The sequence below is a fragment of the Sphingosinicella sp. LHD-64 genome (genome assembly GCF_031157375.1).
GTDB lineage: Bacteria > Pseudomonadota > Alphaproteobacteria > Sphingomonadales > Sphingomonadaceae > Allosphingosinicella.
Genome location: NZ_JAVIFV010000003.1, coordinates 518,422 through 541,559, shown reverse-complemented (window position 1 = coordinate 541,559; position 23,138 = coordinate 518,422). Strand labels below are relative to the sequence as shown.

The window sequence follows — 23,138 nt, the reverse complement described above, 5'->3', positions numbered from 1 at the left end:
CAGATTTGACGGACTATCGCGCCCACCGCAAGCGCCTGAAGGTCGCTTTGAGGCTATTTCGTAGTCGATTGATTCACTTCCGTAACAAGCTCTGCGAAACCGCCATTGGCGAAGAAATTGAAGGTGAATTCGAATTTACCCTCTTGCGTGCGAGTCCAGTTCAGGCACAATGGCTAGTGGCGCTTCGTAGGGGGAGCCGCAAGAGGTTGTGGGAGCGTCCTCGGCAGAGAAAATTCTGCCGACAGGACCGTCGCGTCCCTGTGGATATCGGGGATAGGCGCAATTTCGGCCTCCGATCCCTATATCAAGCGCCTAGGATGGGGCGTAACGCCCACTGGAACGTTTTGAGAACAAGAGGTAGAGTGATGGATCTGTCCGGCAGCAACGACGTGAGCGCGAGCGACGTGACCGACACCGCCACCATGGCACCGCCGAAGAAGCCTGTCCCGAGCAAAGGCGAGGGGGCGAAGACGGCTTCGAAACCTGTCCTGAGCGGGTCCGAAGGGGCCGCCGAGGCCGATTCGAAATCGGTGCAGCCGATCCTCTACGAGGTCGAGGTCGACCGTGGCCGCGATTCGCTGCTCACCGACTTCGGCAAGGACACGCTGCGCGACCGCTACCTCCTTCCGGGCGAATCCTATCAGGACCTGTTCGTGCGCGTCGCCTCGGCCTATGCCGACGATGCCGCCCACGCCCAGCGGCTCTACGACTATATTTCGAAGCTCTGGTTCATGCCGGCGACGCCCGTATTGTCGAACGGCGGCACCGGCCGGGGCCTGCCCATCTCCTGCTACCTGAACTCGGTCTCCGACAGCCTCGAAGGCATCGTCGGCACCTGGAACGAGAATGTCTGGCTGGCCGCGCGCGGCGGCGGCATCGGCACCTATTGGGGCAATGTCCGCGGCATCGGCGAGGCGGTCGGCCTCAACGGCAAGACCAGCGGCATTATCCCGTTCGTCCGCGTGATGGATTCGCTCACGCTCGCAATCAGCCAGGGTTCGCTGCGCCGCGGCTCGGCCGCCTGCTATCTCGACATCTCCCACCCGGAGATCGAGGAGTTCCTGGAGATCCGCAAACCTTCGGGCGACTTCAACCGCAAGGCGCTGAACCTCCATCACGGCGTGCTCATCTCCGACGCCTTCATGGAGGCGGTGCGCGACGGCGCCGAATGGACGCTGCAATCGCCCAAGGACGGCTCGGCCCGCGCCACCGTCGATGCCCGCGCCCTCTTCCAGAAGCTGGTCGAGACCCGCCTCGCGACCGGCGAGCCCTACATCATCTTCATCGATCAGGTGAACCGCTCGATGCCCAAGCATCAGCGCGACGTCGGCCTCAAGGTCTCGACCTCGAACCTGTGCAGCGAGATCACCCTGCCCACCGGCCGCGACCAGCACGGCGTCGACCGCACTGCGGTCTGCTGCCTCTCGTCGCTCAATCTCGAAACCTGGGACGAGTGGAACGGCGACAAGGTCTTCATCGAGGACGTGATGCGCTTCCTCGACAACGTGCTGACCGACTATATCGACCGCGCGCCCGAGGAGATGGCCCGCGCCAAATACAGCGCGGCGCGTGAGCGCAGCGTCGGCCTCGGCGTGATGGGCTTCCACTCCTTCCTGCAGGCCCGCGGCCTGCCCTTCGAGGGCGCCATGGCGAAGTCGTGGAACCTCAGGATCTTCAAGCACATCCGCGCCCAGGTCGACGAGGCCTCGATGCTGCTCGCCACCGAGCGCGGGCCGTGCCCGGACGCCGCCGATCAGGGCGTGATGGAGCGCTTCAGCTGCAAGATGGCGATCGCGCCGACCGCGTCGATCTCGATCATCGCCGGCGGCACCTCGGCCTGCATCGAGCCGATCCCGGCCAACATCTACACCCACAAGACGCTCTCGGGCTCCTTCTCGATCCGCAACCCGCATCTCGAGGCGCTCTTGAAGGAGAAGTCCAAGAACAGCGAGACGGTGTGGAACTCGATCCTCGAGCGGGGCGGCAGCGTCCAGCACCTCGATTTCCTGAGCCAGGACGAGAAGGACACGTTCAAGACGAGCTTCGAGATCGACCAGCGCTGGCTGATCGAGCTGGCGGCGGACCGCACGCCCTATATCGACCAGGCGACCTCGCTGAATCTCTTCATCCCGGCCGACGTCGACAAGTGGGACCTGCTGATGCTCCACTACCGCGCCTGGGAGCTCGGCCTGAAATCGCTCTATTACCTGCGCTCCAAGTCGGTCCAGCGCGCCGGCTTCGCGGGCGGCGTCGAGGCGGACAACACGCCCGACCTCAAGGAGATCCAGCTCCAGTCGACCGACTACGACGAATGCTTGGCCTGCCAGTAAAGCCATGACCGTCGCCGATCCCCTGCGCGTCGCCATCGGCATCCTGTTCGTGCTGCTCGGGATCGGCATGCTCCTCGTCAGCCACGGCACGCGCGGCTTCAACCAGCGCCGCCAGGCCGCCGCGCTCGCTTTGCTGGGCGGCGGCTTCTTCCTGGTGACCGGCCTCGGCCTGGTGGAGCTCTAGGCATGATCCGCCTGCGCACCTCGCTCGCGCTCGCCGCCGTCGCGTTCCTCGCCGCCTGCGCGACCCAGGCGTCGAGCGCGGTCGCGCCCGCGGCGCCCGGCTTCCTCCACGGCCTCTGGCACGGCTTCATCTTCCCGGTCGCCTGGGTGCTGTCGCTCTTCATGGACGATGTCGCGATTTACGCCGTGCCCAATGACGGAGGCTGGTACGATTTCGGCTATTTCCTCGGCATCGCCGTGTTCGGCGTCGGCGCCCGCAAGAGCCATGTCGTCTACCGCGACCGCGTCGTCAGGGTGCGCGAGCGATGAGCGGCTGGCTCCTCGTCGCGGTCGCCGTGCTGCTCGCCGTCACCGAGCTCAGCGTCGGCCTGATGCTGCTGCGCCGCCCGGGCGCGCCCGATCCCGCCCGCGCGCGCGGCGTCGCCCTCCCCTACCGCGTCACCGGCCAGATCCTGATCGCCACCGCCATCCTCCCCTTCATGATGCTCGTCAGCCTCGCCTTCGGCCTGTTCGGCCCGGTCGCGGGGATCGAGACAATCGACATTCACGGGAGCGGGCGATGACGGCCAGCGTCACCCGCCTGCAACTGCATCTGGCCCGCTGGTGCGGTATCTTGCTCGCATCCTGGGCGATCACGTTTCTGATCAGCCTCGTGGCTGCCGGCGGCTGGGCCGGATTCAAGAATCTCGTCCTTTCGGTGATGTTGAGCCCTTATGCCCTGCCCTTCGTCGCACTTGCCCTCATCACCCTGTTTCTCCTGCCATTCGGCATCATTCGAATTGTCTCCAAAGGATAGCTCCAATGCCCCTCCTTCAAGCCTCCAAGCAGTACAAGCCCTTCGAATATCCCTGGGCGTTCGAATTCTGGAAGCGTCAGCAGCAGATCCACTGGATGCCGGAGGAGGTACCATTGGGCGAGGATTGCCGCGATTGGGCGCAGAAGCTCACCGATCACGAGCGCAACCTCTTGACCCAGATCTTCCGCTTCTTCACCCAGGCCGATGTCGAGGTGCAGGATTGCTACCACGACAAATATGGCCGCGTGTTCAAGCCGACCGAGATCAAGATGATGCTGACCGCGTTCAGCAACATGGAGACGGTCCACATCGCCGCCTACTCGCACCTGCTCGACACGATCGGCATGCCCGAGAGCGAATACGGCATGTTCCTTCAGTATAAGGAGATGAAGGACAAGCACGATTATCTCGCCACCTTCGGCGTCGACACGGACGAGGACATTGCCCGCACGCTCGCAATGTTCGGCGGCTTCACCGAGGGGCTGCAGCTCTTCGCCAGCTTCGCGATGCTGATGAATTTCCCGCGCTTCAACAAGATGAAGGGCATGGGCCAGATCGTGAGCTGGTCGGTGCGCGACGAGAGCCTGCACTGCGAGGGCATCACCAAGCTGTTCCACGCCTTCGTCAAGGAGCGGAACTGCATGACCAAGGCGGTCCGCGACGACATCATGGACGTCTGCCAGAAGACGGTGCGGCTGGAAGACGCCTTCATCGATCTGGCGTTCGAGATGGGCCCGGTCCCCGGCATGACGCCCAAGGAGATCAAGAAGTATATCCGCTACATCGCCGACTGGCGCCTCGGCCAGCTGGGCTTCCAGCCGATCTACATGATCGACGAGCACCCGCTCCCTTGGCTCGCCCCGCTGCTGAACGGCGTCGAGCACGCCAACTTCTTCGAAACCCGCGCGACCGAATATTCCAAGGCCGCGACGCGGGGGAACTGGAACGAGGTCTGGGACAATTTCGATCGCCGCAAGGCCGCCAAGGCGGCCAACGACGTGCCGGAAGCCGAGGGCGGGGACGATATGTTCACCCGGGCCGGGGTGGCGGCGGAGTAATCTCGAAGGAAAAAACCGCCTAGACACATTTCGCTCGTGTCCTATCAGGATATGAACGGAGAGATTTGGTGCGCTCAACCTTCGTTGACAACTCCACGCTGACGGCGATCCAGCGGCTAACCGGAGACATACCAGTACAGCGATCATTCGCTATCGAAGGCGATGCATCAGCATTCGATCAGTATATCCAAGCTCTTATACTCTACGATGAAATCGCTGCAGTTGACGACTATAAACCAGAGTTCCGTGATGAAAGAAAAGGCCGCTTTTCCGAAGTCCGGTTCATTTCCCCCAAGGAGGAAGCCTATAAGGAGCGTGCGGCGCAGGCGCGCGCTGTCGCAAAGGACATCTTCTTAAAAATCAAAGGCGGCGAGCTGGAGTCTGACTTGCTTGGAGACGCCTTGAAGTCTCTCGACCTTCATGTGGCGCCAGCTTGGCATCTGCAATCGAGTGATTGGTTCCTTCGACTGCGGCTACTTTCCGACCATGCGGGGGTGGATCTTCCGAAATACGGGCCTTTGATGTCGGCCATTTTCAATCAGTTGAGCCAGAACAAGCGATCGGATGCACCCGTCCGATGGGATAAGGACTTACGATCATCGGGAGGGGCAGCAATCCCCGATAGCGAGGGCAAACGGGGTGAGGCTCGCTATGTGGTGAATGGAGATGTGAAAGCATTTTCCGCGGGCCTCAACTGGATGAGCGAACGTTCAATCTTCTATCTGCTAATGGCGGACGCATATGATGCTGCATTTGTGCTTCATCCGATCCGTCATAATTTTCTGGCGCAGTTCGCCGCGCGTGAACTCAGTGCGGATACTTCTCAAATTTTCCGCGAGAACGTACTAAAGTTTTTCTCGGATGAGGCCGCGCAGGTCGTACTAGAGAGTCAGCGGATCATCGGCGCGCCGGCCCTCACACTCAATCTCCCATTCTTTGCTACCTGGGCAATTGCACATGCAGGCTCGCCGCGCGCGGCTTACGATCATGTTCTCGATGTTCGATTCTCCCCAGAGGCATTGTCACTCAGGAAGCGCTTTCGAGAAATCGAGGATCTACTTGGCTCTGATGGGTGGGCCGCACGCAAAGAGGCCGCGAAGATCTACCAAGCCATTTCCTCAGACATCGCATCCTTAAAGCGACAGTTTGGTAACGCCACGGAAGACGACCTGAGTCTGAGCGTCAGCACATTGACACTCGCGCCCAGCCTCAGCTCGAAGTCGATATCTCGTCGCTTGCAGGGGTTGATACCAAGTTCATCTCGAAAGGCGACCACCTTGTTGCGGAACATAACTCGCGACATTCTGCGGCTGCCATCACTTAGGGGCCTCGCAGACAAGTTCCGAAATGACCTTTCATTTGATGATCGATCTGAGTTCATGACCATAGATCCGAAGATCGACCCGCCTAGATTCCGGCGTGCCCGTTCCTCGTGGAAACAGCCCATGTAGTTGGGCATTTCGGGTCGGTGACAGGCACTCCGGGGACATTCCGGGGAAACAATATCAAATGGCGTCTCGACCTCGCACGTTCACCCCATGGCAACCCACCACCCGCCATCATTGCGCCGACGTTCCGATCGGGGGGAGGAATGAATGCACCTGTTGATGGCCGCCTTGCTGCTCGCCGCTGCCGCGAGCGACCCGCTGGAGCAGCCGCCGCGCTGCGCGGATATGCAGCGCCTGTCCGATGCGGCCAATCGCGCCGGCTCGTTCCGCGCGCTGATCGACGAAGGTTTCGCGCCGCCGCTCCTTTACGGCTGCCGGCCGGCCGACGATGGCGGCTACAGCTGCTGGCGCAACGTGACGCCCCACGAGGTGACCCCGGCAAGCTACGGCGCCATCATCCGCGATTGCCTTCCCGGCGCGACGCTGGCGGCCGAAGAGGCGCGGGGAGGGTTCCGCCCCGACACCGCCTTTGTCGTCCGCCATGGCCGCCTGAAGGCGAGCCTCGGCGACTATTGCACCTCGATCTGCCGCGCCGGCCGCGGCATGAGCATCGACTTCGCCATCGATCCGGCCGCCCCGGCGATCGACTAGGATCAATTGATATTCAGGATTTACCCTCTCCCCGGCGGGGAGAGGGCAGGGTGAGGGGGTCGAGCGGTCGAGAATAGTCTCGGAGGCAGAGCCCCCTCACCCCATCCCTCTCCCCATTGGGGAGAGGGGTTAGGCTCCAAAAGTCGATCGGTCCCGGGCTGCGCGCTGCGGGAGCGCACTGCCCGATCAATCCCGCCAGTAATCGTCCCGCTCCGCGCCATCGAAACCGGCCGGAGGTCAGGCAGCAGCGCTTGAAATCTCTTCCTCGAGCCGCAGGGGCAGGGGTCTTCGCGGCCGAGCTTCTCGACCAGCTCCTTCTCGCCGCCGCGCACGAAGCGCAGCCCGCGCTTCACCCGCGTCTCGCTCGGGAAGCCCTTACGCCGCTTGGACGTAACCTCGAAAGCAGGGCAGGTCGTTGTGGTCGTCGATGCGTGTCATGGCGCCCTCCCTCGTCAACCCGCGCCGGATCGCGCGGGGAGGCGCCCTCTAGCGAAGCCGGTCCTGCGCGTAAAGCGCACGACCGCGGCCCTCACCCGGCCCGCAAAATCTTCTCCATCTTCCGACCCTTGGCGAGCTCGTCGATCAGCTTGTCCATGTAGCGCAGCTCGCGCATCAGCGGCTCCTCGATCTCCTCCACCCGATAGCCGCAGATCATGCCGGTGATCAGCGTCCGGTTCGGGTTCAGCCGCGGGGCGCGGGCGAAGAAATCCTCGAAATTCGTCTTCGCCGCGATCTCGGCCTCGAGGCTCGCCTGGCTGTGGCCGGTCAGCCAGCGCAGGATCTCGTCCACCTCCGCCTTCGTCCGCCCCTTCTTCTCCGCCTTGGCGATATAGTGCGGATAGACGCTCGCGAAGCTCGTCTTGTAGATGCGATGCCCTGCCATATCCTCTCCTGCTCTCCGGGCCGACCGGACGGCGCGCGCGAGTCACGCGCGTCGCGGCCCGATCGCCAAAAAATCGCCGGCCGATGTCGATTCCCCGGAACCTCGTTCGTCGCTGGGATGTCCGGCAACTGAAGCCGGTATCGCACCAGAGGCACAAGGAGAACAACCATGCGCAGGATCATCGGAGCCGTGTTCGTCTCGCTGGACGGCGTCATGCAGGCGCCCGGCGCGCCGGAGGAGGACCGGAGCGGCGGGTTCGCCCTCGGCGGCTGGCTGGCCCCGTTCTGGGACGAGGAGACCGGTGCGGGCCTCGACCGGCTGTTCGAGACGCCCTTCGATCTGCTGCTCGGCCGGCGCACCTACGACATCTTCGCCGCCTACTGGCCCTATGTCACCGGCGAGGCGAAGGCGATCGGCGACGTGTTCGACCGCGCCAACAAATATGTCGTGACCGGCGGCGACCAGCCGCTCGGCTGGCAGAACAGCCACCGCCTCGCCGACATCGACGCCGTCGCCGCCCTGCGTCGGGGCGACGGCCCCGATCTCCTCATCCAGGGCAGCAGCACGCTCTACCCGCAGCTGCTGAGCGCCGGCCTGATGGACCGGCTGGTGCTCCGGACCTTCCCCGTCCTGCTCGGCGCCGGCAAGCGCTGGTCCGGCGAGGACCTGGCCCCCGGCGCGATGCGCATGGTGGAGCACCAGGTCACCTCGGGCGGCAACATCGTCGCCACCTACGAACCGGCCGGCCCGGTCGAGCCCGGCAACTTCGCCACCGACGAGCCGTCCCCGGCCGAGCTCGAGCGCCGCGCGAAGGTGGCCGCGGGGACGTGGTGACCGGACCCCATGCACCGACGCCGACCTCCTTCGCGTCCTTGCGTGAACCATATGGCATCGGTGTCACGCATCGGTGTCGCGCAAGGGCGCGAATGCGCAAGGACGGAGCGTTCAGGCCGCCCATCCGGACACGCCGATTGTTGGAGACTAATAGGATTTCGTCTGTCAGCGTGACCCGAATCGGCCGGTCTCACCCGCCGTCGGCTCTTTGAAAATCGAGCGCCTCATCCGAAGCTCTTCCGCGCGAAGCTCTTCCGCGAAGTGCACGAACAACGCGGGAGATCGTGAACTTCACCTCGGGAAAAGAGGGAATCGGCGTCCCTCGTTCGCAGCCCTCAACTCCCGACCCCGATCAAAGTATCACTTTGATCCGATGCCTCTAGCACCACGGCTCGCGCCGTCCCGTCCAGGTCCGCGCCAGCCCTTCCGCGACGAGCTGGTCGCCGAGGCTGCGCCCGCCCCGCGTCACGATCCGGAGCTTGCGCCCGTAGCGGTCCTCGTCCCGCCCGTTCGGCAGCCGGCGGAGCTCGAACGGCCCCTCGGCCAGCAGCCCCCGCATCCGCCGCGTCGCCAGTGCCGCAAGCCGGGTCTCGTACGCGCAGCGCCCCTCCGTCTCCGGCGTGTCGATATCGGCGACCCGCACCCGCATCCCGCGATAGCCGAACGTGTCCCCGTCGATCACCCGCACTGCCGCCGGGGAAACCCGAACCGCGTCTCCTCCTCCGGTGAGCGCGATCGGCGCGGCGGCTCCGGATGTCTGCTCCGGGCGGTCGACGATCGCGAACGCCAGCCCGGCCATGACGCCGCCGAACACCATCAGCCGGATCTCGCCCGCGCTCAGCCGCCAGCCTTTCCGGCGTCCGGCGCCCGGGATCGGGTTCCATCGCGTGCCACGCCGGAAACGACGGCCGCCGGGAATGATACGCGGATTCCAGTCCTTCACCGGTCCGCTCTAGCCAGAGTCCGCCCTAAGCTTTCGCAAAGGGTCCGATCCGTTTTCGCGCCAGAATGAATCCAATTCGCGCCGGCTGGCAGGCCGCCCGGTCGTCGGACCTTCCATCCGCCCAGGCGCCCCGCCCGCACGCTCGGCCTTTGATCCGCGCCGTCGCCATGCGATGCCGGCACATCAAGTCGCTTCGCAACAGCAGGAACGGGAAGCCAGGATGATGCGCGCCTTCTTCGATCCCCGCCAGCTCGCCCACGCGCCGGCGCTCGAGCTGCACAACGGCGCGTTCGTGCCCTATGCGGAAAGCCCGGCGCGGGCCGAGGGCATAGTGGCCGCGCTCGGTGCGGTGGAGCCGGCCGTCGATCATGGCGAGGCGCCGCTGCGCGCCGTCCACGACGAGGCCTACCTTGCCTTCCTCTGGTCTGCGCACAAGGACTGGCGCGCCGCCGGGCGGCCGGGCGATGCCGGCGCCTATGCCTGGCCGGTCGTCCGCCGCCGCCCGCTCGACCTCGACCGGATCGACGCCAGGCTCGGCGCCTACAGTTTCGACGCGTCGAGCCCGATCGCCGAAGGCACCTGGGAAGGCGCCTACTGGTCCGCGCAGACGGCGCTGTCGGCGCTCGACGCGGTGCTGGCCGGGGACAGGGCGGCGTTCGCGCTCTGCCGGCCGCCCGGCCACCACGCCGGCGCCGACTATCTCGGCGGCTATTGCTATCTCAACAATGCCGCCATCGCCGCCGAGGCCGCGACCGCCGCTGGCCGGCGGGTCGCGATCCTCGACATCGACTATCATCACGGCAACGGCACGCAGGACATCTTCTACGCGCGCGGCGACGTCTTCTTCGCCTCGATCCATGCCGACCCCAGGACGGACTATCCCTATTTCTGGGGTCATGCCGACGAAACCGGCGAAGGTGCGGGCGAAGGCGCCACGCTCAACCTGCCGCTGCCGCGCGGAGCCGATCTCGAGAATTACTTGCCGGCCCTCGAACAGGCACTCGAGACCATCGCATCCTTGTCGCGCGACCTCCTGATTTGCTCCTTTGGGGCGGACACTTACGTGGACGACCCCATCTCCCACTTTCGCCTGCGTACACAGGACTATGCAACGATTGGCCGTCGTATCGGCAGCCTGGATTTCGATACGGCCGTCATCATGGAGGGCGGCTATGCGACGGATGCGATCGGCGTGAATGTCTCTGCATTTATTCATCCATTTAAGATGACTCTATATTGATCAAGAGAATCTTCTTGATAATAAATCATCGTTAACGGATGAATCTTGCCCCGAATCGGGGGGATTCGGCAACGATGCTGGACTCGGTGCTTATTTCGGCTGAATTCGTTTCACACGAAATCGCCTTGTTTGCAGCTCTCGGTTTCCTGATTCTTGGTTCAAGCGATCTTGCTGTCGACCTGATTTGGATCGGCTTGACCGTGAAGCGGCGGATTTTCCGTTCTCATGCCGTCGATCCTGAAGTCGTCCGGGTTACCGCGCGCGGGCATCTCGCGATCTTCGTGCCGGCATGGGATGAGGCCGCCGTCATCGGTGGCATGTTGTCTTTCGCCCGAACGGCATTTCGCGACGGGAACTATCGAATCTATGTCGGATGCTATCCCAACGATCCGGCGACGCTCGCCGTTGTCGGGCCGCTCGTGGACGAGCGCATCCACGTCGTCCTGTGTCAAAGGCCCGGACCCACCAGCAAGGCCGATTGCCTGAACCAGCTTTGGGCGCGGATGCGCTTCGATGAAGCCGCCGAAGGATATCGCTTCCAGGCGATCGTGCTGCACGACGCCGAGGACGTCGTCCATTCCGCCGAGCTCGCGATCTTCGGCGCCCTGGCAGACCGGTTCGATCTCGTCCAACTGCCCGTCGTGCCGCTGATCGATCCCGCGTCCCGATGGGTTGCCGGCCACTATGCCGACGAGTTCGCCGAGGCGCACGGCAAGGAGCTGGTGGTCCGGCAGGCGCTCGGCGCCGCCCTCCCTTCGGCCGGTGTCGGATGCGCCATCTCGCGCGACGCGCTCGATCGGATCGCGGCGGCCCACGGCCAGCCGTTCGACCCGGGCAGCCTCACCGAAGATTACGAGCTGGGTCTGCGCCTGCGGGCAATGGGTGGCCGCGGCGCGTTCGTGAGATTGCGCACCGGGGAGCGTCGGGCGGTGGTGGCCACCCGCGAGTTCTTTCCGGCGACGTTCGAGGCGGCGGTCGCCCAGAAATCGCGCTGGATGGCCGGAATCGCGCTGGCCGGCTGGGAACGGCTCGGCTGGCAGGGCGGGCTTGCCGAACGCTGGATGCGCCTGCGCGATCGCCAGTCCGTCCTCGCCGCGATCGTCCTGTTCGCGGCCTATGCATCGCTCCTGCTCTGGAGCCTGTTCTTCGTGCTGGAGCTGATCGCAGGCCGGCAGATGCGTCCGCCGTCCGATCTCTTGGCGGCCCTGCTGCTGCTCAACTCCTTTCTCTTCGCCTGGCGCCTCGCCATGCGCTTCGGTTTCGTTGCCCGCGCCTACGGGTTCGGCGAGGGGCTGCGGTCGATCCCGCGCGTCCTGGTTGGCAACATCGTCGCGATGCGGGCGGCGCGGCTCGCGGTGATTCGCTATCTGGTCGGGCGCCGGACCGGCACGACCATATGGGGCAAGACCGCGCACAATTTCCCGGTTCAGCTTCCCGCCGAATGAATGGCCCGGCCCCGCCGCTCAGATTCCTCTTCGTCGTCATCGGCGGCTGGGTCGTGATCCGCGTGACGGCATTGGTGATCTGGCAGAACCCGCCCGTCGTGGCGGGGGTCCAGGGGCGTCAAGCTCAGGCCGCCCAGATCGTGCAGCTGCGGGCGGAAACGGTGAGCATCCCGGTCCGTACTCGTTCGCCTGATACATTTGCCGCCGCCCCCTTCCCGATGCCGACGGCCAGCGCGATCTCATCGCGCGAGATCGGATGCTGTGACATGATCGCCCCTTCGGAGACCTTTCCGCTAGCATCGCGACGGGCTGTATCAGACTCGATCCACGTGCCGTCATCAGGCGCGCCGCGAATCCCGACGTCCGTCGCCCCTGTGCCTCTCCACGTGCCTGCGACCAGCGCGCGCTGGTCTGCTTCGGCCTGGTTGCTCTTCCGAGGGGACGCCGCGGCACCGGCGCTGGTGCCGGGCGGGACGCTGGGTGCGAGTCAGGCGGGCGTCCGCCTGCTCTACCGGCTGAGCGGAAAGAGCGGTCCTCTCGTGCGGATGAGCGGCCGCGTCTATGCGCCGCTTCGGCAAAGGTCCGGCGCAGAAGCCGCGATCGGCATCGACTGGCAGCCCGTTCGACATGTGCCGGTCTTCCTGCTGGCTGAGCGCCGTCAGGCACTGGGGGACAGTGGCCGCTCCGCCTTTTCGCTGACCCTTTATGGCGGTCGCAGTGCCGATCTGCCTCTCGGCTTTCGCCTCGATAGCTATGCGCAGACCGGCATCGTCGGTTTCAGGTCACGTGATCTCTTCGTCGATGGCGCGATCCAGGTCCGACGCCCGGTCGGCCCGGTCGGCCCGGTCGAGATCGGCGCCGGCGCCTGGGGCGCGGCCCAGCCCGGCGCCGCGCGGCTGGACATAGGCCCGCAGATTTCCGCCCGTCTGCCCGTCGAGCGCGCGAACCTGCGCGTCTCCGCCGACTGGCGCTTCCGGATCGCCGGCGACGCAGCGCCCGGCTCGGGTCCGGCGCTGACGCTCGGCGCGGATTTCTGAAGATCGCGATTCAAAGCGATTCAGTTGCGCGACCTCGGCTTGACCTTGAACGGGAGCCTGATTCACGCTTTCGACGAACGCGCGAAGCGCTTCCACCTCAAACGATCAGGCTCTAGGGTCGCCGTCCCATGGATATCTACCTGCCGATCGCCGGCCTGTCGGTGAACGCCCTTGTCATCATCGGCCTGGGCGGGCTCGTCGGCCTGCTGACCGGCATGGTCGGCGTCGGCGGCGGGTTCCTGACGACGCCGATCCTGATCTTCTACGGCATCCCGCCGGCGGTCGCGGTCGCCTCCACCGCGTCGCAGATCACCGGGACCAGCATTTCCGGCGTGCTCGCCCATCGCCGCCGCCGCGGCGTCGACGTCCAGATGGGTGCGGTGCTGATCTTCGGCGGCGTCCTCGGGTCGATCTTCGGCGGCTTCATCTTCCGGCTGCTCCAGCAAGGGGGGCAGATCGATACCGTCATCTCCATTCTCTATGTCCTGCTGCTCGGCAGCATCGGCCTTATGATGGCCAAGGAAGCCGCGACCGCACTCGGCATCCTGAGGCGCGGCGAGGCCGGGGAGGAGCGCCCGCCGCGCCGCCACAACCCGGTGATCGCGCTGCTGCCGATGCGCTGGCGCTTCTATCGTTCGGGCCTCTATATCTCGCCGCTCGCGCCGCTGCTGCTCGGCTTCGTCTCGGGCCTGCTCACGGTGCTGCTCGGCATCGGCGGCGGCTTCATCATGGTGCCGGCGATGATCTACCTGCTCGGCATGTCGGCAACGGTGGTGGTCGGCACGTCGCTGCTCCAGATCCTCTTCGTCACCGCCGTCACCACCCTCGTCCATGCCACGACCACCCGCTCGGTCGACATCGTGCTGGCCGGGCTGCTGCTGTTCGGTTCGGTGATCGGCGCGCAATATGGCGCCTGGCTTGCACAGAAGATGAAGCCCGAGCTCCTGCGCATGATCCTCGCCATCGTCGTGCTCGGCGTCGCGCTGCGCATGGCGCTGCAGCTCGGCTGGCGGCCCGAGGAAATCTATACGGTGCAGATTCTGTGAGGCTGAAGGCCCTCCTGCTGGCGCTGTTCGCTCCCGTCCTGCTGGGTCAGGCGGAGCCGCGGCTCGTGCCCGACGTGTCGCAACGTCAGGTCGAGATCCGCTACAGCTTCACCGGCGCCGAATTGCTGCTGTTCGGCGCGATCATCTACCCGGACGGGCGGACACCGGAGGGTGATACCGACATCGCCGTGGTGCTGAAGGGTCCGCTCGAGCCGATCGTCGTGCGCGAGAAACAGAAGGTCGCCGGCATCTGGATGAATGTCGATCGCGTGCGCTTCCGTTCGGCACCATCCTTCTACGCGATCGCCTCCTCCCGACCGCTGAGCCGGCTCGTCGATGAACGCACCGCGGCGATCTATGAGCTCGGGCTCGACAATCTGCAGCTCTCGCCGGGTGGTGGCGCCGACACGGCAACGCTGCGGCGGTTCGAGCAGGGCTTCATCGACCTGCGCCGCCGCTCCCAGCTCTATGCCGAAGATCCGCGCGGCGTGGAGATCAGCGAAGGCGTGCTCTATCGTGCGCGGATCACCATCCCGGCGCGCGTCCCGGTCGGCACCTACACGGCCGAGACCTTCCTGATCCGTGACGGCCGCGTCCTTGCCGGCGCGGCCCGCGAGATCCGGATCGAGAAGCTGGGCTTCGAGGGCTTCATCGCCGACGCCGCCGAACGCTGGTCGTTCACCTACGGCATCGTCGCGGTCGCACTCTCGCTGCTGCTCGGCTGGGGCGCGAGCGCGGCGTTCCGCCGCCGCTACGGATAGGCTTGCACCCAACAACGCAAACGGCTTGTTTACCCGATTGGGCTACCTCCATCCATCGATCTCCAGCCGATGAAGGACGGCGAGCGCATGACCGACGCGATGAACCTCCACAGCTTCCCGACCGCCGATGAAACCGACCCGGGTGCCCGCACCGGCCTCGGGCGCACGCTGACCGCACAGCATGAGGCGATCGGCCAGATCATCGAGATTTCCGGCGGCGGTGCGCGCGTGGAAGTCATCAGCCGCCGCCTCGCCGAGCTGTCCGGCGACCCCGATCCGTCGGTCGCCATGTCGGGTCAGGTCGGCAGCCAGATCAAGGTCGAATGCGGCCGCCGCTGGCTGCTCGCCAACGTCAGGAGCCTGAAGGTCACCGATGCCGAGGCCGGCGTGGTCGTGACCGAGATCGACTTCCTCGGCGAAGGGGACGAGGATCCGCAGACGGGCAAGCTGGTCAATTTCAAGCGCGGCATCACCGCCTATCCGATCCCCGGCAGCAAGGTCTATCCGGTCACCGGCACCGACCTCAAACAGATGTTCGCCGCCGACGAACGCGCCCATATCGAGATCGGAACGGTCTTCCCGACCCGCGACGTGCGCGCCGCTTTGCTCGTCGACGCGTTCCTCGGCAAGCACTTCGCCCTGCTCGGATCGACGGGTACCGGCAAGTCGACCTCGGCGGCGCTCATCATGCACCGGATCTGCGATGCAAGCCCCGAGGGGCATATCGTGATGATCGACCCGCACGGCGAATATAGCGCCGCGTTCAAGGGCAATGGCGAGCTGTTCAACGTCGACAATCTCGCCATGCCCTACTGGCTGATGAACTTCGAGGAGCATTGCGAGGTCATGCTCACCAGCCAGGGCGCGGAACGACAGCGCGACAAGGACATCCTCGCCAAATGCCTGCTGCAGGCGCGCGCCAAGAACCGCACGGCGGAAGGGCTGAACAAGCTCACCGTGGATTCGCCGATCCCCTACGCACTGTCGGACCTGACGGCGGCGATCACCAACGACATGGGCCTGCTCAACAAGGCGACCGACACGGCGCCTTACATGCGGCTCAAGAGCAAGATCGACGAGCTGAAGTCGGATCCACGCTACCAGTTCATGTTCTCGGGCATGCTGGTTGCGGACTCGATGGCGGGCTTCATCTCCAAGATCTTCCGCCTGCCCGCCAACGGCAAGCCGATCTCGATCATCGACGTCTCCGGCGTGCCCAGCGACATCACCTCGGTGGTGGTGGCGGTGCTGTCGCGCCTCGTCTTCGACTATGCGATCTGGTCGCGCAACGAGGTACAGCGACCGGTGCTGCTCGTCTGCGAGGAGGCGCACCGTTATGTCCCCTCCGACAAGATCGACAACGGCCAGGCGGTGCGCAAGATCCTCGAGCGGATCGCCAAGGAAGGCCGCAAGTACGGCGTCTCACTGGGCCTCATCACACAGCGCCCGTCCGATCTTGCCGAAGGCGTGCTCTCCCAGTGCGGCACGATCATCGCGATGCGCCTCAACAACGACCGCGACCAGGCCTTCGTGAAGTCCGCGATGCCGGAAGGTTCGCGCGGCTTCCTCGACGTCATCCCGGCGCTCCGGAACCGCGAGTGCATCGTGTGCGGCGAGGGCGTGGCGATCCCGATCCGCGTCTCGTTCGACGATCTCGAGCGCGACCGCCGGCCGGCCTCGTCCGACCCGCTCTTCTCGGAGCTGTGGCGGCACAAGGGCGAGGAGGACGCGATGGTCGCCCGCGTCGTCAAGCGCTGGCGCGCGCAGGGGCGCTAGCAGGGACGACAAAGGGCAACCTGCTACAAAATTAGCAAGCCTGGTCAGTGTGAGCCGTGTCTTAATGAGATAAGGCAGTCCTGCATCGGTGAGGAGGGGCACGCCGACGCGCTGTGCCACCCTTGCCGAGAGGATCGAGTTCGATGAGCAGCTTCCCCCGCTTCGAAGTCCGCGCCCTGATTGCCGTCGCCGGCGCCACGCTGCTGGCCTTCACCTTGCCCGCGGCCGCCAACCCGGGTGCCAACGACGCCTATGCGCTGAATGCCCCGGCCTCCAGTGCCGGCGACAACGCGCGGCCCGCGCAGCGCGCCGGCACTACCCCCTCCTCGGCCGCGGATTCGCGGCCGATCTGCGTCCGCGAAACGCCGACGGGTTCCCGCATCAGCCGCCGCATCTGTTACACCCGGCAGGAATGGGAGGAGCGGGGCGGCCTGATCGAAGATTGAGCTCCGCAGCGACTTGGCGGCTCCTCGTCACCTGACGGGGAGCCGTTTCTCTGCCCGCGCTAGGGTGCCGCTGTCGCGGAAGCCGGCACTTCGGCGGTCCGCGCCGCGCCGAGAGGGGTCGCCAGGAGGCTGCGCAGCCGGCTGCGGAAACTGGCGAGATCGGCGCCGGAGAGCTGCGCCCGCTCGGTAAAGCGGACCGAGCGCGGATTGATCGTCTGGCCGCTCCGGTACATCTCGTAGTGCAGGTGCGGGCCGGTCGAGAGCCCGGTCGAGCCGACATAGCCGATCACCTGGCCCTGCCGCACGCGCGCGCCCGGCGACACCGCGAACCGACTCATATGCGAGTAGGAGGTGGCAAGGCCGTTGCCATGGCTCAGCCGCACCTGCTTGCCGTAGCCGCCCGCCCAGCCAGCGCGGCTGACCGTGCCGTCCATCGCCGCGAGGATCGGCGTGCCGTAGCTGGCGCGGAAATCGAGGCCGCGGTGCATCCGCGAATAGCGCAGGATCGGATGCATCCTGAGCCCGTAGTTGGAGGTGATCGGCCCAGGCACCGGCTGCTGGATGCCGCCACGCTGCCGCCCGACGCCGGAGGCCTCGTACCATTGCGCGCGGCCGTCCACCGTCCATTGCATCATTTTGAGGTCGCGGCCGCTGACGCGGTCGAGCCCGGCATAGAGGAGTTGACCGGTCTCGGTCTCGCCGGTTGCGGCGCGACGATGCTCGATGACGAAATCGAACCGGTCCGAGGCGCCGATATCCGAGACGCTGACCTGGCTCGAGATGGCGCGGAGATAGGTCTCGATCGCGCGGGCGGGAACGCCGGCTGCGCGCGCGGCCCGGTAAAGGCTCGATCCGACCTGCCCCTGGATGCGGAGCGGCGTCTCATCGACCGCGATCGGAATCCGGGTCGTGGTCAGGAGGCCGCCCACCCGGTTGAGCTCGATCCTGAGGTCGAAACGGGCGCGGAAGCTCAGCTTGTCGAGCGGACGGGCGACCATCCGGTTCGGCCGCCGGCCCAGCGTCAGATCCATGACCGTCCCAGGACGAAGATCGGTCACGGGCACGATCTCGCCGATCATCGACGCGACCCGATCGGCCTCGGCGTGGGCGACGCCGGCCCGCTCCAGCACGCGCGCGAGGCCATCGCCGCGGCCGAGCGTCGCGCGCAGGTCGATGACCGGGCGTTCGGGGATGTCGGCCAGCGGCTGCACGGCATCGGTCGGCGCCATCCGCCGCCCGGTGTCGGCGCCATAAGCCAGCGGCGCGATATTGAGCGCACGCGCTTCCTGGAATTGCGCATCGGGGAATGGCGCCGGCGAGAAGGCTTCGATCGGCCCCATGTCCGGCGCGAACGACCAGGCCGCGTAACAGAGCGCGGTGCAGGTGACGAGCCCGCGGAACCACTCGCGGCTGCCGATCCGCTGACCGAGATCGACGACGAGATCGAGGTCGCCGACCCGGGTGCGGACGCTCTCGACCTTGTGGCCGAATTGCGGTCGCGGCGGACGCAGCGTCGCGCCACCCGGGCGGAGCGCGACGCTCCCCGAGCCGGTGGCGATCTCGTTGAATCGATACAAGGCTGGTCTGTCCCCGCGCCTGTTTTGCCCCGTCGCGCGACCCCCGCTCGACAGGTGGCGAGGGTTGTGAAGAAAACAGGTTAAAGTCAAATTACCACTTCTGAAGAACTGCTTAGCTTGCGACGAAGCGGCCAGCAGGCCGGATGAGCCGAGTCGCGCGGATTCCCGCCGGAAAAGGTTGCGCTTTGCTGCCCCCGGTCCGATCTATTCGTCATGACCGTGTTCGCCCGCGCGCCGCTGAAGGCCATTCTCGGGCCAACCAACACCGGCAAGACCCATTTGGCCGTCGAGCGGATGTGCGCACACTCGTCCGGGATGATCGGCTTCCCGCTGCGCCTGCTCGCGCGCGAGGTCTACGACCGCATCGTCAAGATGAAGGGCGAGAAGCAGGTCGCCCTGCTGACCGGCGAGGAGAAGATCCTGCCCGAAGGCGCCCGCTGGTTCTGCTGCACGGCGGAGAGCATGCCGATCGGCGGAGGCGTGTTCGCCGGAGCCGGCAATAAGAACCCTCGGGACTTCGCCTTCGTCGCCCTCGACGAGGCGCAGCTCGGCGCCGACCCCGAGCGCGGCCATGTGTTCACCGACCGGCTGCTCCATGCCCGAGGCCGCGAGGAGACGATGATCCTCGGCTCGGAAAGCCTGAAGCCGATGGTCCGGGCGCTGCTGCCCGATGCCGAGATCATCGGCCGGCCGCGCTTCTCGACCCTGAGCTATGCCGGCCCCGCCAAGCTCTCGCGCCTGCCGCCGCGTTCGGCGATCGTCGCCTTCTCGGCCGAGCAGGTCTATGCGGTCGCCGAGATGCTGCGCCGGATGCGCGGCGGTGCGGCAGTGGTGATGGGCGCGCTGTCCCCGCGCACCCGCAACGCCCAGGTCGCCATGTATCAGGCGGGCGAGGTCGACTATCTCGTCGCGACCGACGCGATCGGCATGGGCCTCAACATGGACGTCGCCCATGTCGCCTTCGCCGGCCTCTCCAAATTCGACGGCAATCGCCGCCGCCGGCTGACTCCCGCCGAGATGGCGCAGATCGCCGGCCGCGCCGGCCGCCACCAGCGCGACGGCACCTTCGGCTCGCTGACCTTCGAGGGCGGGGCGCAGGCCGAGTTCCGGCCCGAGGAGATCGAAGCGATCGAAGAACATCGCTTCGCCCCGCTGGACTTTCTCTACTGGCGCGAGAGCGATCTCGATTTTCGCGGCATCGAGCCTCTGATCCGGTCCCTGGAGCGCAGACCCTCGGTGCGAAGCCTCCGCGCAGCGCCCGAGGCGATCGACCTTGCCGTCCTGAAGCTCCTGTCCGCCGATCCCGTCGCGGCGGGCGCGACGCGGCCGGACCTCGTCCGCCGCCTCTGGGCCGCGTGCGGCCTGCCCGATTTCCGCAAGACCGGCCCGGAGCATCATGCCCGCCTCGTCGCGCGCATCTTCGGTCATCTGAGCGAGGGCAGCGGCCATATTCCGCAGGACTGGTTCGCGTCCGAGGTGGCGAAGCTCGACAATGTCCAGGGCGACATCGACACGCTTGCCGATCGTCTCGCCGGGATCCGCACCTGGGCCTATGTCGCCCATCGCAGCGACTGGCTGGCCGCACCGGCGGAGATGGCCGAGCGGGCGATGGCCGTCGAGGAGAAGCTCTCCGAAGCGCTGCACGAGCGGCTGACCCAGCGCTTCGTCGACCGCCGCACCGCGGTGCTGATGCGCGATCTCGGCCGCAAGGGCGCGGGCGAGTTCCCGGTGCTGATCGACGAGGCAGGCGAGGTCAGCGTCGGCTCCTACGCGATCGGGAAGCTGAGCGGCTTCGCGTTCGAGGTCGATCCGGCGGCACGCCACGCCGACCGCAAGATGCTGCTTGCCACCGCCGAACGGCGCCTTGCGGGCGAATATGAGAAGCGTGCGGCGGCCCTGGTCGCCGACACCGACGATCATTTTGCGCTCGGCACCGAGGCGGACAAGCCGGTGTCGGTCCTCTGGCGCGGCCATGAGGTCGCGCGGCTCGGGCCGGGCAAGAATTTATTGAGCCCGCGCGTCCAGCTCGACCGGCGCATCGATTCGGTCTCGCCGCAGGGCCGCGAGGCGGTGATCGGCCGGCTCAGGGACTGGATCCGCGACCAGGTCGGAAACGTGCTGGGGCCGCTCCGCGCTGCCGGCCATGCGGCGCAGGACTTGTTCACCCCCGCCCATGCGCGCGCCCTGCTGGCCTTGCTGGTCGACGAGGGCGGGATCGTCGCGCGCGATGCCGTTGCCGGCGCGCTGGTCGCGCTCGACAAGGACCAGCGCCGTGCGGTCACCGCTCTCGGCGTGCGGATCGGCGCGCTCGACGTGTTCATGCCGGCGGTGCTGAAGCCGGAGGCGATGCGCTGGCGCGCCGCCTTGCGGGCCGCCCAGGCCAATCAGCCGATGCCGCAGCTGCCGCCGGGGTCGAGCGTCGTGCTGCCGATGAATGGCAAGGCGAATGGCGAGGCGAGGCTCGGCTTCCGCGCTGCGGGCCCGCAATGGATTCGCGTCGACATGGCCGAGCGGATGGCGCGTCAGGCCCACGAGGCGCGGTCCGGGCGCGACCGGCCGCCGGTCAATCAGGCGCTCGTCACCTCGCTGGGCCTCAAGCCCGAGGCCGTCACCCGGCTGATGCGCGAGCTCGGCTTCCGCGAGGTGGTGCGCGAATCGGACGAAGGTTCCGGCTGGGTCTGGCGCGGCCGCGGACGACCGCGCCCAGTGGGCAGGAAGCCCGGCTCAGGTCACGCCTTTGCCGCCCTCGCAGAGCTGAAGCGTGGCTGAGACGCTGCGGCTCGACAAATTCCTCTGGTTCGCGCGGATCGTGAAGACCCGTGCCCAGGCGCAGGCGATGGCCGAGGAGGGCCGCATCCGGATGGACGGCCGCATACTCGACCGCGCCCACGCCCCGGTCCGCGTCGGCGACGTGCTGAGCTTCGCCCAGCGCGGCGCGGTTCGCGTGCTGAAAGTGGAGGCGCTCCCCGAACGCCGCGGGCCGGCCGCCGAGGCGCGCGCCTGCTATTCCGAGGTTGACAGCGAATAGTCGACGAGAAGGCGTATCCGAGGATACAGGCTCGACGCCTTGTCGCGGAACTTCGCGTCACATGTCGCAAGCTCAACGCCGAGTTCCTTCGCGAGCGCAAGATAGATGCAGTCCTTCAGAGGATGACCCATAGTAAGGGCCATGCTCGAAGCGTTGAACAGCCGACGCTGCGTTACCCGATAATGCTTCACGACATGATCGGACCAGGCGATGGTCCATTTGTCGAGCGCGCGTAGGGCGTCCGGTTGCAGATGCTTGTACTGGTTGCCTCTGCGAACGATGACTCCGGCGACCTCGATGAAGATCAGCTCAGGCGCTGCCAATTCGCGTCCATAAGCCTTGAGGAACGCCAACGCGCCAGGCGTATCGATTTCCCAAAGCAACCATTTGACCGCCAAGCTGGCGTCGACGACGATCATTCTTCGTCGCGCATCTCGCGCAGCAAATCGGCGCTATCGGTCAGATGGCCGTGCTTCGCCACCATCTCCGCGTGAAATTGGACGAGGTCTTCGACCAGCGCATCGAGGCCCTGCGCGCGTTCGGTCAATATCTCGCGCGCTTCGGCCTCCAGGGATCGCCGGTTGGACCGCGCGCGATCCTGCAAGCGGGCGTAGACATCATCATCCAGGCGGCGGATGGTCAGCGTGGCCATTATTTTTCTTCACCTCATGATGAAGGATATATATGGAAATGCTAGCACAGTGCAAGCATCAAGCGCCGCTCTTCCTCTCTATTCCGAATTGACGAGCGAAGGCGGCGGCGCTTAGGGACGCCGCTGGGGAGAAGAGAGACACCATGACCTACGTCGTCACCGATGCCTGCATCCGCTGCAAATATATGGATTGCGTCGAAGTCTGTCCGGTGGACTGCTTCTACGAGGGCGAGAACATGCTCGTCATCAATCCGAGCGAGTGCATCGATTGCGGCGTCTGCGAGCCCGAATGCCCGGCAGAGGCGATCCTGCCCGACACGGAGGGCGGCCTCGAAAAGTGGCTGGAGCTCAACGCCACCTATTCCGCCGAGTGGCCGAACCTCACCCGCAAGAAGGACTCGCCCGCCGATGCCGACGAGCACAAGGGCGAGGACGGCAAGTTCGACAAGTACTTTTCGGCCGAGCCCGGCGAAGGCGACTGATCCGAAACAGGGCGTTCTCGAAACAGGCGGGTGACTTTTGCGCGGGAGCGGCTAGCGTGCCGCCTTCCTTGCAGGAGAAGCCCGCATGAACGCCGCCAGCCTGTCCCGCCACGCGCCGACCTTCCTCAGCATCCTGCGTATCGTTTCAGGTCTTATCTTTCTTGCTCATGGCACGCAGAAGTTCCTGAGCTTTCCCGCCGGCGAGATGGCGGGCTACGGCCTCACCTTGTCCAGCGCGGGTGCCTATGCCGGGATCATCGAGTTCGTCTGCGGCCTGCTCATCGCGATCGGCCTCTTCACCCGCCCCGCCGCCTTCCTCGCCTCGGGCACGATGGCGGTCGCCTACTGGATGGCCCATGCCCCGCAGAACTTCTTCCCGGTGAACAATGGCGGGGACGGGGCGATCCTCTATTGCTTCGTCTTCCTTTACTTCGTCTTTGCCGGGCCGGGGCCGATCAGCGTGGATGCGCGCCGCGGCGGCTGAGTCGCGGCGAACAATAGGCAAACACCCCAAGGGGTGGATTTGTCCTGACTTTGCTGCTATATGGCGTGGATCGAAGCGGATGTCTTTCGCATCCGCCG

The 23,138-nt window shown here is 65.9% G+C and carries 25 protein-coding genes; 20 read left to right on the top strand and 5 right to left on the bottom strand.

The window, feature by feature from the left end; translation table 11 throughout:
- Nucleotides 1–365 precede the first annotated feature (365 nt).
- The 8 genes from RCO27_RS10520 to RCO27_RS10485 all read left to right on the top strand — a co-directional run bounded on the left by RCO27_RS10520 (nucleotide 366) and on the right by RCO27_RS10485 (nucleotide 6,406).
- Entirely contained in the window at nucleotides 366–2,330 is a 1,965-nt protein-coding gene (locus RCO27_RS10520; RefSeq protein ID WP_309002634.1) for a ribonucleoside-diphosphate reductase subunit alpha, read from the top strand.
- Nucleotides 2,331–2,334: 4 nt separating this feature from the next.
- Nucleotides 2,335–2,514, top strand: coding sequence for a hypothetical protein (locus RCO27_RS10515; protein ID WP_309002633.1), 180 nt, complete (start codon nucleotides 2,335–2,337; stop codon nucleotides 2,512–2,514).
- A 2-nt stretch (nucleotides 2,515–2,516) separates the two neighbouring features.
- On the top strand, nucleotides 2,517–2,822 hold the full coding sequence (locus tag RCO27_RS10510) for a hypothetical protein (protein ID WP_309002632.1): 306 nt from the start codon (nucleotides 2,517–2,519) through the stop codon (nucleotides 2,820–2,822).
- Complete coding sequence (locus RCO27_RS10505) at nucleotides 2,819–3,076, top strand: hypothetical protein (protein WP_309002631.1); 258 nt, start codon at nucleotides 2,819–2,821, stop codon at nucleotides 3,074–3,076. The genes RCO27_RS10510 and RCO27_RS10505 overlap by 4 nt, the downstream gene beginning before the upstream one ends.
- On the top strand, nucleotides 3,073–3,309 hold the full coding sequence (locus tag RCO27_RS10500) for a hypothetical protein (RefSeq protein ID WP_309002630.1): 237 nt from the start codon (nucleotides 3,073–3,075) through the stop codon (nucleotides 3,307–3,309). Before RCO27_RS10505 ends, RCO27_RS10500 begins: the two co-directional genes overlap by 4 nt.
- A 5-nt stretch (nucleotides 3,310–3,314) precedes the next feature.
- A complete protein-coding gene (locus RCO27_RS10495; protein WP_309002629.1) occupies nucleotides 3,315–4,367 on the top strand; it encodes a ribonucleotide-diphosphate reductase subunit beta in 1,053 nt (350 codons plus the stop codon).
- A 68-nt stretch (nucleotides 4,368–4,435) separates the two neighbouring features.
- Nucleotides 4,436–5,818, top strand: coding sequence for a hypothetical protein (locus tag RCO27_RS10490; protein WP_309002628.1), 1,383 nt, complete (start codon nucleotides 4,436–4,438; stop codon nucleotides 5,816–5,818).
- Nucleotides 5,819–5,962: 144 nt separating this feature from the next.
- Nucleotides 5,963–6,406 carry a hypothetical protein gene (locus RCO27_RS10485; protein ID WP_309002627.1) on the top strand — a complete coding sequence of 148 codons (444 nt, stop codon included), beginning with the start codon at nucleotides 5,963–5,965 and terminating at the stop codon, nucleotides 6,404–6,406.
- A gap of 529 nt (nucleotides 6,407–6,935) precedes the next feature.
- Here the strand turns inward: RCO27_RS10485 and RCO27_RS10480 are convergent.
- A complete protein-coding gene (locus RCO27_RS10480; protein ID WP_309002626.1) occupies nucleotides 6,936–7,289 on the bottom strand; it encodes a DUF2200 domain-containing protein in 354 nt (117 codons plus the stop codon).
- 168 nt (nucleotides 7,290–7,457) lie between these two features.
- Between RCO27_RS10480 and RCO27_RS10475 the strand changes: the two genes are divergently transcribed.
- Complete coding sequence (locus RCO27_RS10475; RefSeq protein ID WP_309002625.1) at nucleotides 7,458–8,123, top strand: dihydrofolate reductase family protein; 666 nt, start codon at nucleotides 7,458–7,460, stop codon at nucleotides 8,121–8,123.
- Between the two features lie 379 nt (nucleotides 8,124–8,502).
- On the opposite strand, the gene RCO27_RS10470 is transcribed toward RCO27_RS10475, so the two are convergent.
- Nucleotides 8,503–9,066 (bottom strand): thermonuclease family protein, encoded by a 564-nt coding sequence (locus RCO27_RS10470; protein WP_309002624.1) that lies wholly within the window; start codon nucleotides 9,064–9,066, stop codon nucleotides 8,503–8,505.
- A gap of 223 nt (nucleotides 9,067–9,289) precedes the next feature.
- Between RCO27_RS10470 and RCO27_RS10465 the strand changes: the two genes are divergently transcribed.
- From RCO27_RS10465 to RCO27_RS10435, 7 genes are all read left to right on the top strand, one after another.
- On the top strand, nucleotides 9,290–10,306 hold the full coding sequence (locus RCO27_RS10465; protein ID WP_309003197.1) for a histone deacetylase family protein: 1,017 nt from the start codon (nucleotides 9,290–9,292) through the stop codon (nucleotides 10,304–10,306).
- Nucleotides 10,307–10,344: 38 nt separating this feature from the next.
- Entirely contained in the window at nucleotides 10,345–11,751 is a 1,407-nt protein-coding gene (locus tag RCO27_RS10460; RefSeq protein WP_309002623.1) for a glycosyl transferase family protein, read from the top strand.
- 386 nt (nucleotides 11,752–12,137) lie between these two features.
- Nucleotides 12,138–12,788, top strand: a complete 651-nt coding sequence (locus RCO27_RS10455; protein WP_309002622.1) for a hypothetical protein — start codon at nucleotides 12,138–12,140, stop codon at nucleotides 12,786–12,788.
- Nucleotides 12,789–12,916: 128 nt separating this feature from the next.
- Entirely contained in the window at nucleotides 12,917–13,834 is a 918-nt protein-coding gene (locus tag RCO27_RS10450; protein WP_309002621.1) for a sulfite exporter TauE/SafE family protein, read from the top strand.
- On the top strand, nucleotides 13,831–14,595 hold the full coding sequence (locus tag RCO27_RS10445; protein ID WP_309002620.1) for a TIGR02186 family protein: 765 nt from the start codon (nucleotides 13,831–13,833) through the stop codon (nucleotides 14,593–14,595). Before RCO27_RS10450 ends, RCO27_RS10445 begins: the two co-directional genes overlap by 4 nt.
- A gap of 87 nt (nucleotides 14,596–14,682) precedes the next feature.
- Complete coding sequence (locus RCO27_RS10440) at nucleotides 14,683–16,371, top strand: helicase HerA domain-containing protein (protein WP_309002619.1); 1,689 nt, start codon at nucleotides 14,683–14,685, stop codon at nucleotides 16,369–16,371.
- Nucleotides 16,372–16,514: 143 nt separating this feature from the next.
- A complete protein-coding gene (locus tag RCO27_RS10435; RefSeq protein WP_309002618.1) occupies nucleotides 16,515–16,817 on the top strand; it encodes a hypothetical protein in 303 nt (100 codons plus the stop codon).
- A 59-nt stretch (nucleotides 16,818–16,876) separates the two neighbouring features.
- Here the strand turns inward: RCO27_RS10435 and RCO27_RS10430 are convergent, their stop codons facing one another.
- On the bottom strand, nucleotides 16,877–18,394 hold the full coding sequence (locus tag RCO27_RS10430) for a peptidoglycan DD-metalloendopeptidase family protein (protein WP_309002617.1): 1,518 nt from the start codon (nucleotides 18,392–18,394) through the stop codon (nucleotides 16,877–16,879).
- Between the two features lie 213 nt (nucleotides 18,395–18,607).
- Here RCO27_RS10430 and RCO27_RS10425 point away from each other — a divergent pair, with 213 nt between their 5' ends.
- A complete protein-coding gene (locus RCO27_RS10425; RefSeq protein ID WP_309002616.1) occupies nucleotides 18,608–21,163 on the top strand; it encodes a helicase-related protein in 2,556 nt (851 codons plus the stop codon).
- Complete coding sequence (locus RCO27_RS10420) at nucleotides 21,156–21,422, top strand: S4 domain-containing protein (protein WP_309002615.1); 267 nt, start codon at nucleotides 21,156–21,158, stop codon at nucleotides 21,420–21,422. The genes RCO27_RS10425 and RCO27_RS10420 overlap by 8 nt, the downstream gene beginning before the upstream one ends.
- On the opposite strand, the gene RCO27_RS10415 is transcribed toward RCO27_RS10420, so the two are convergent.
- Together RCO27_RS10415 and RCO27_RS10410 are read right to left on the bottom strand one after the other, a co-directional pair.
- On the bottom strand, nucleotides 21,398–21,841 hold the full coding sequence (locus tag RCO27_RS10415; protein WP_309002614.1) for a type II toxin-antitoxin system VapC family toxin: 444 nt from the start codon (nucleotides 21,839–21,841) through the stop codon (nucleotides 21,398–21,400). The genes RCO27_RS10420 and RCO27_RS10415 overlap by 25 nt on opposite strands.
- On the bottom strand, nucleotides 21,838–22,074 hold the full coding sequence (locus RCO27_RS10410) for a hypothetical protein (RefSeq protein ID WP_309002613.1): 237 nt from the start codon (nucleotides 22,072–22,074) through the stop codon (nucleotides 21,838–21,840). Before RCO27_RS10410 ends, RCO27_RS10415 begins: the two co-directional genes overlap by 4 nt.
- 143 nt (nucleotides 22,075–22,217) lie before the next feature.
- On the opposite strand from RCO27_RS10410, the gene fdxA reads away from it, so the two are divergent.
- Together fdxA and RCO27_RS10400 are read left to right on the top strand one after the other, a co-directional pair.
- The gene (fdxA, locus tag RCO27_RS10405; protein WP_309002612.1) at nucleotides 22,218–22,556 is read left to right on the top strand and encodes a ferredoxin FdxA; all 339 of its coding nucleotides are present in this window, start codon (nucleotides 22,218–22,220) and stop codon (nucleotides 22,554–22,556) included.
- An 85-nt stretch (nucleotides 22,557–22,641) separates the two neighbouring features.
- Nucleotides 22,642–23,040, top strand: a complete 399-nt coding sequence (locus RCO27_RS10400; RefSeq protein ID WP_309002611.1) for a DoxX family protein — start codon at nucleotides 22,642–22,644, stop codon at nucleotides 23,038–23,040.
- The last annotated feature ends 98 nt before the right edge of the window (nucleotides 23,041–23,138 follow it).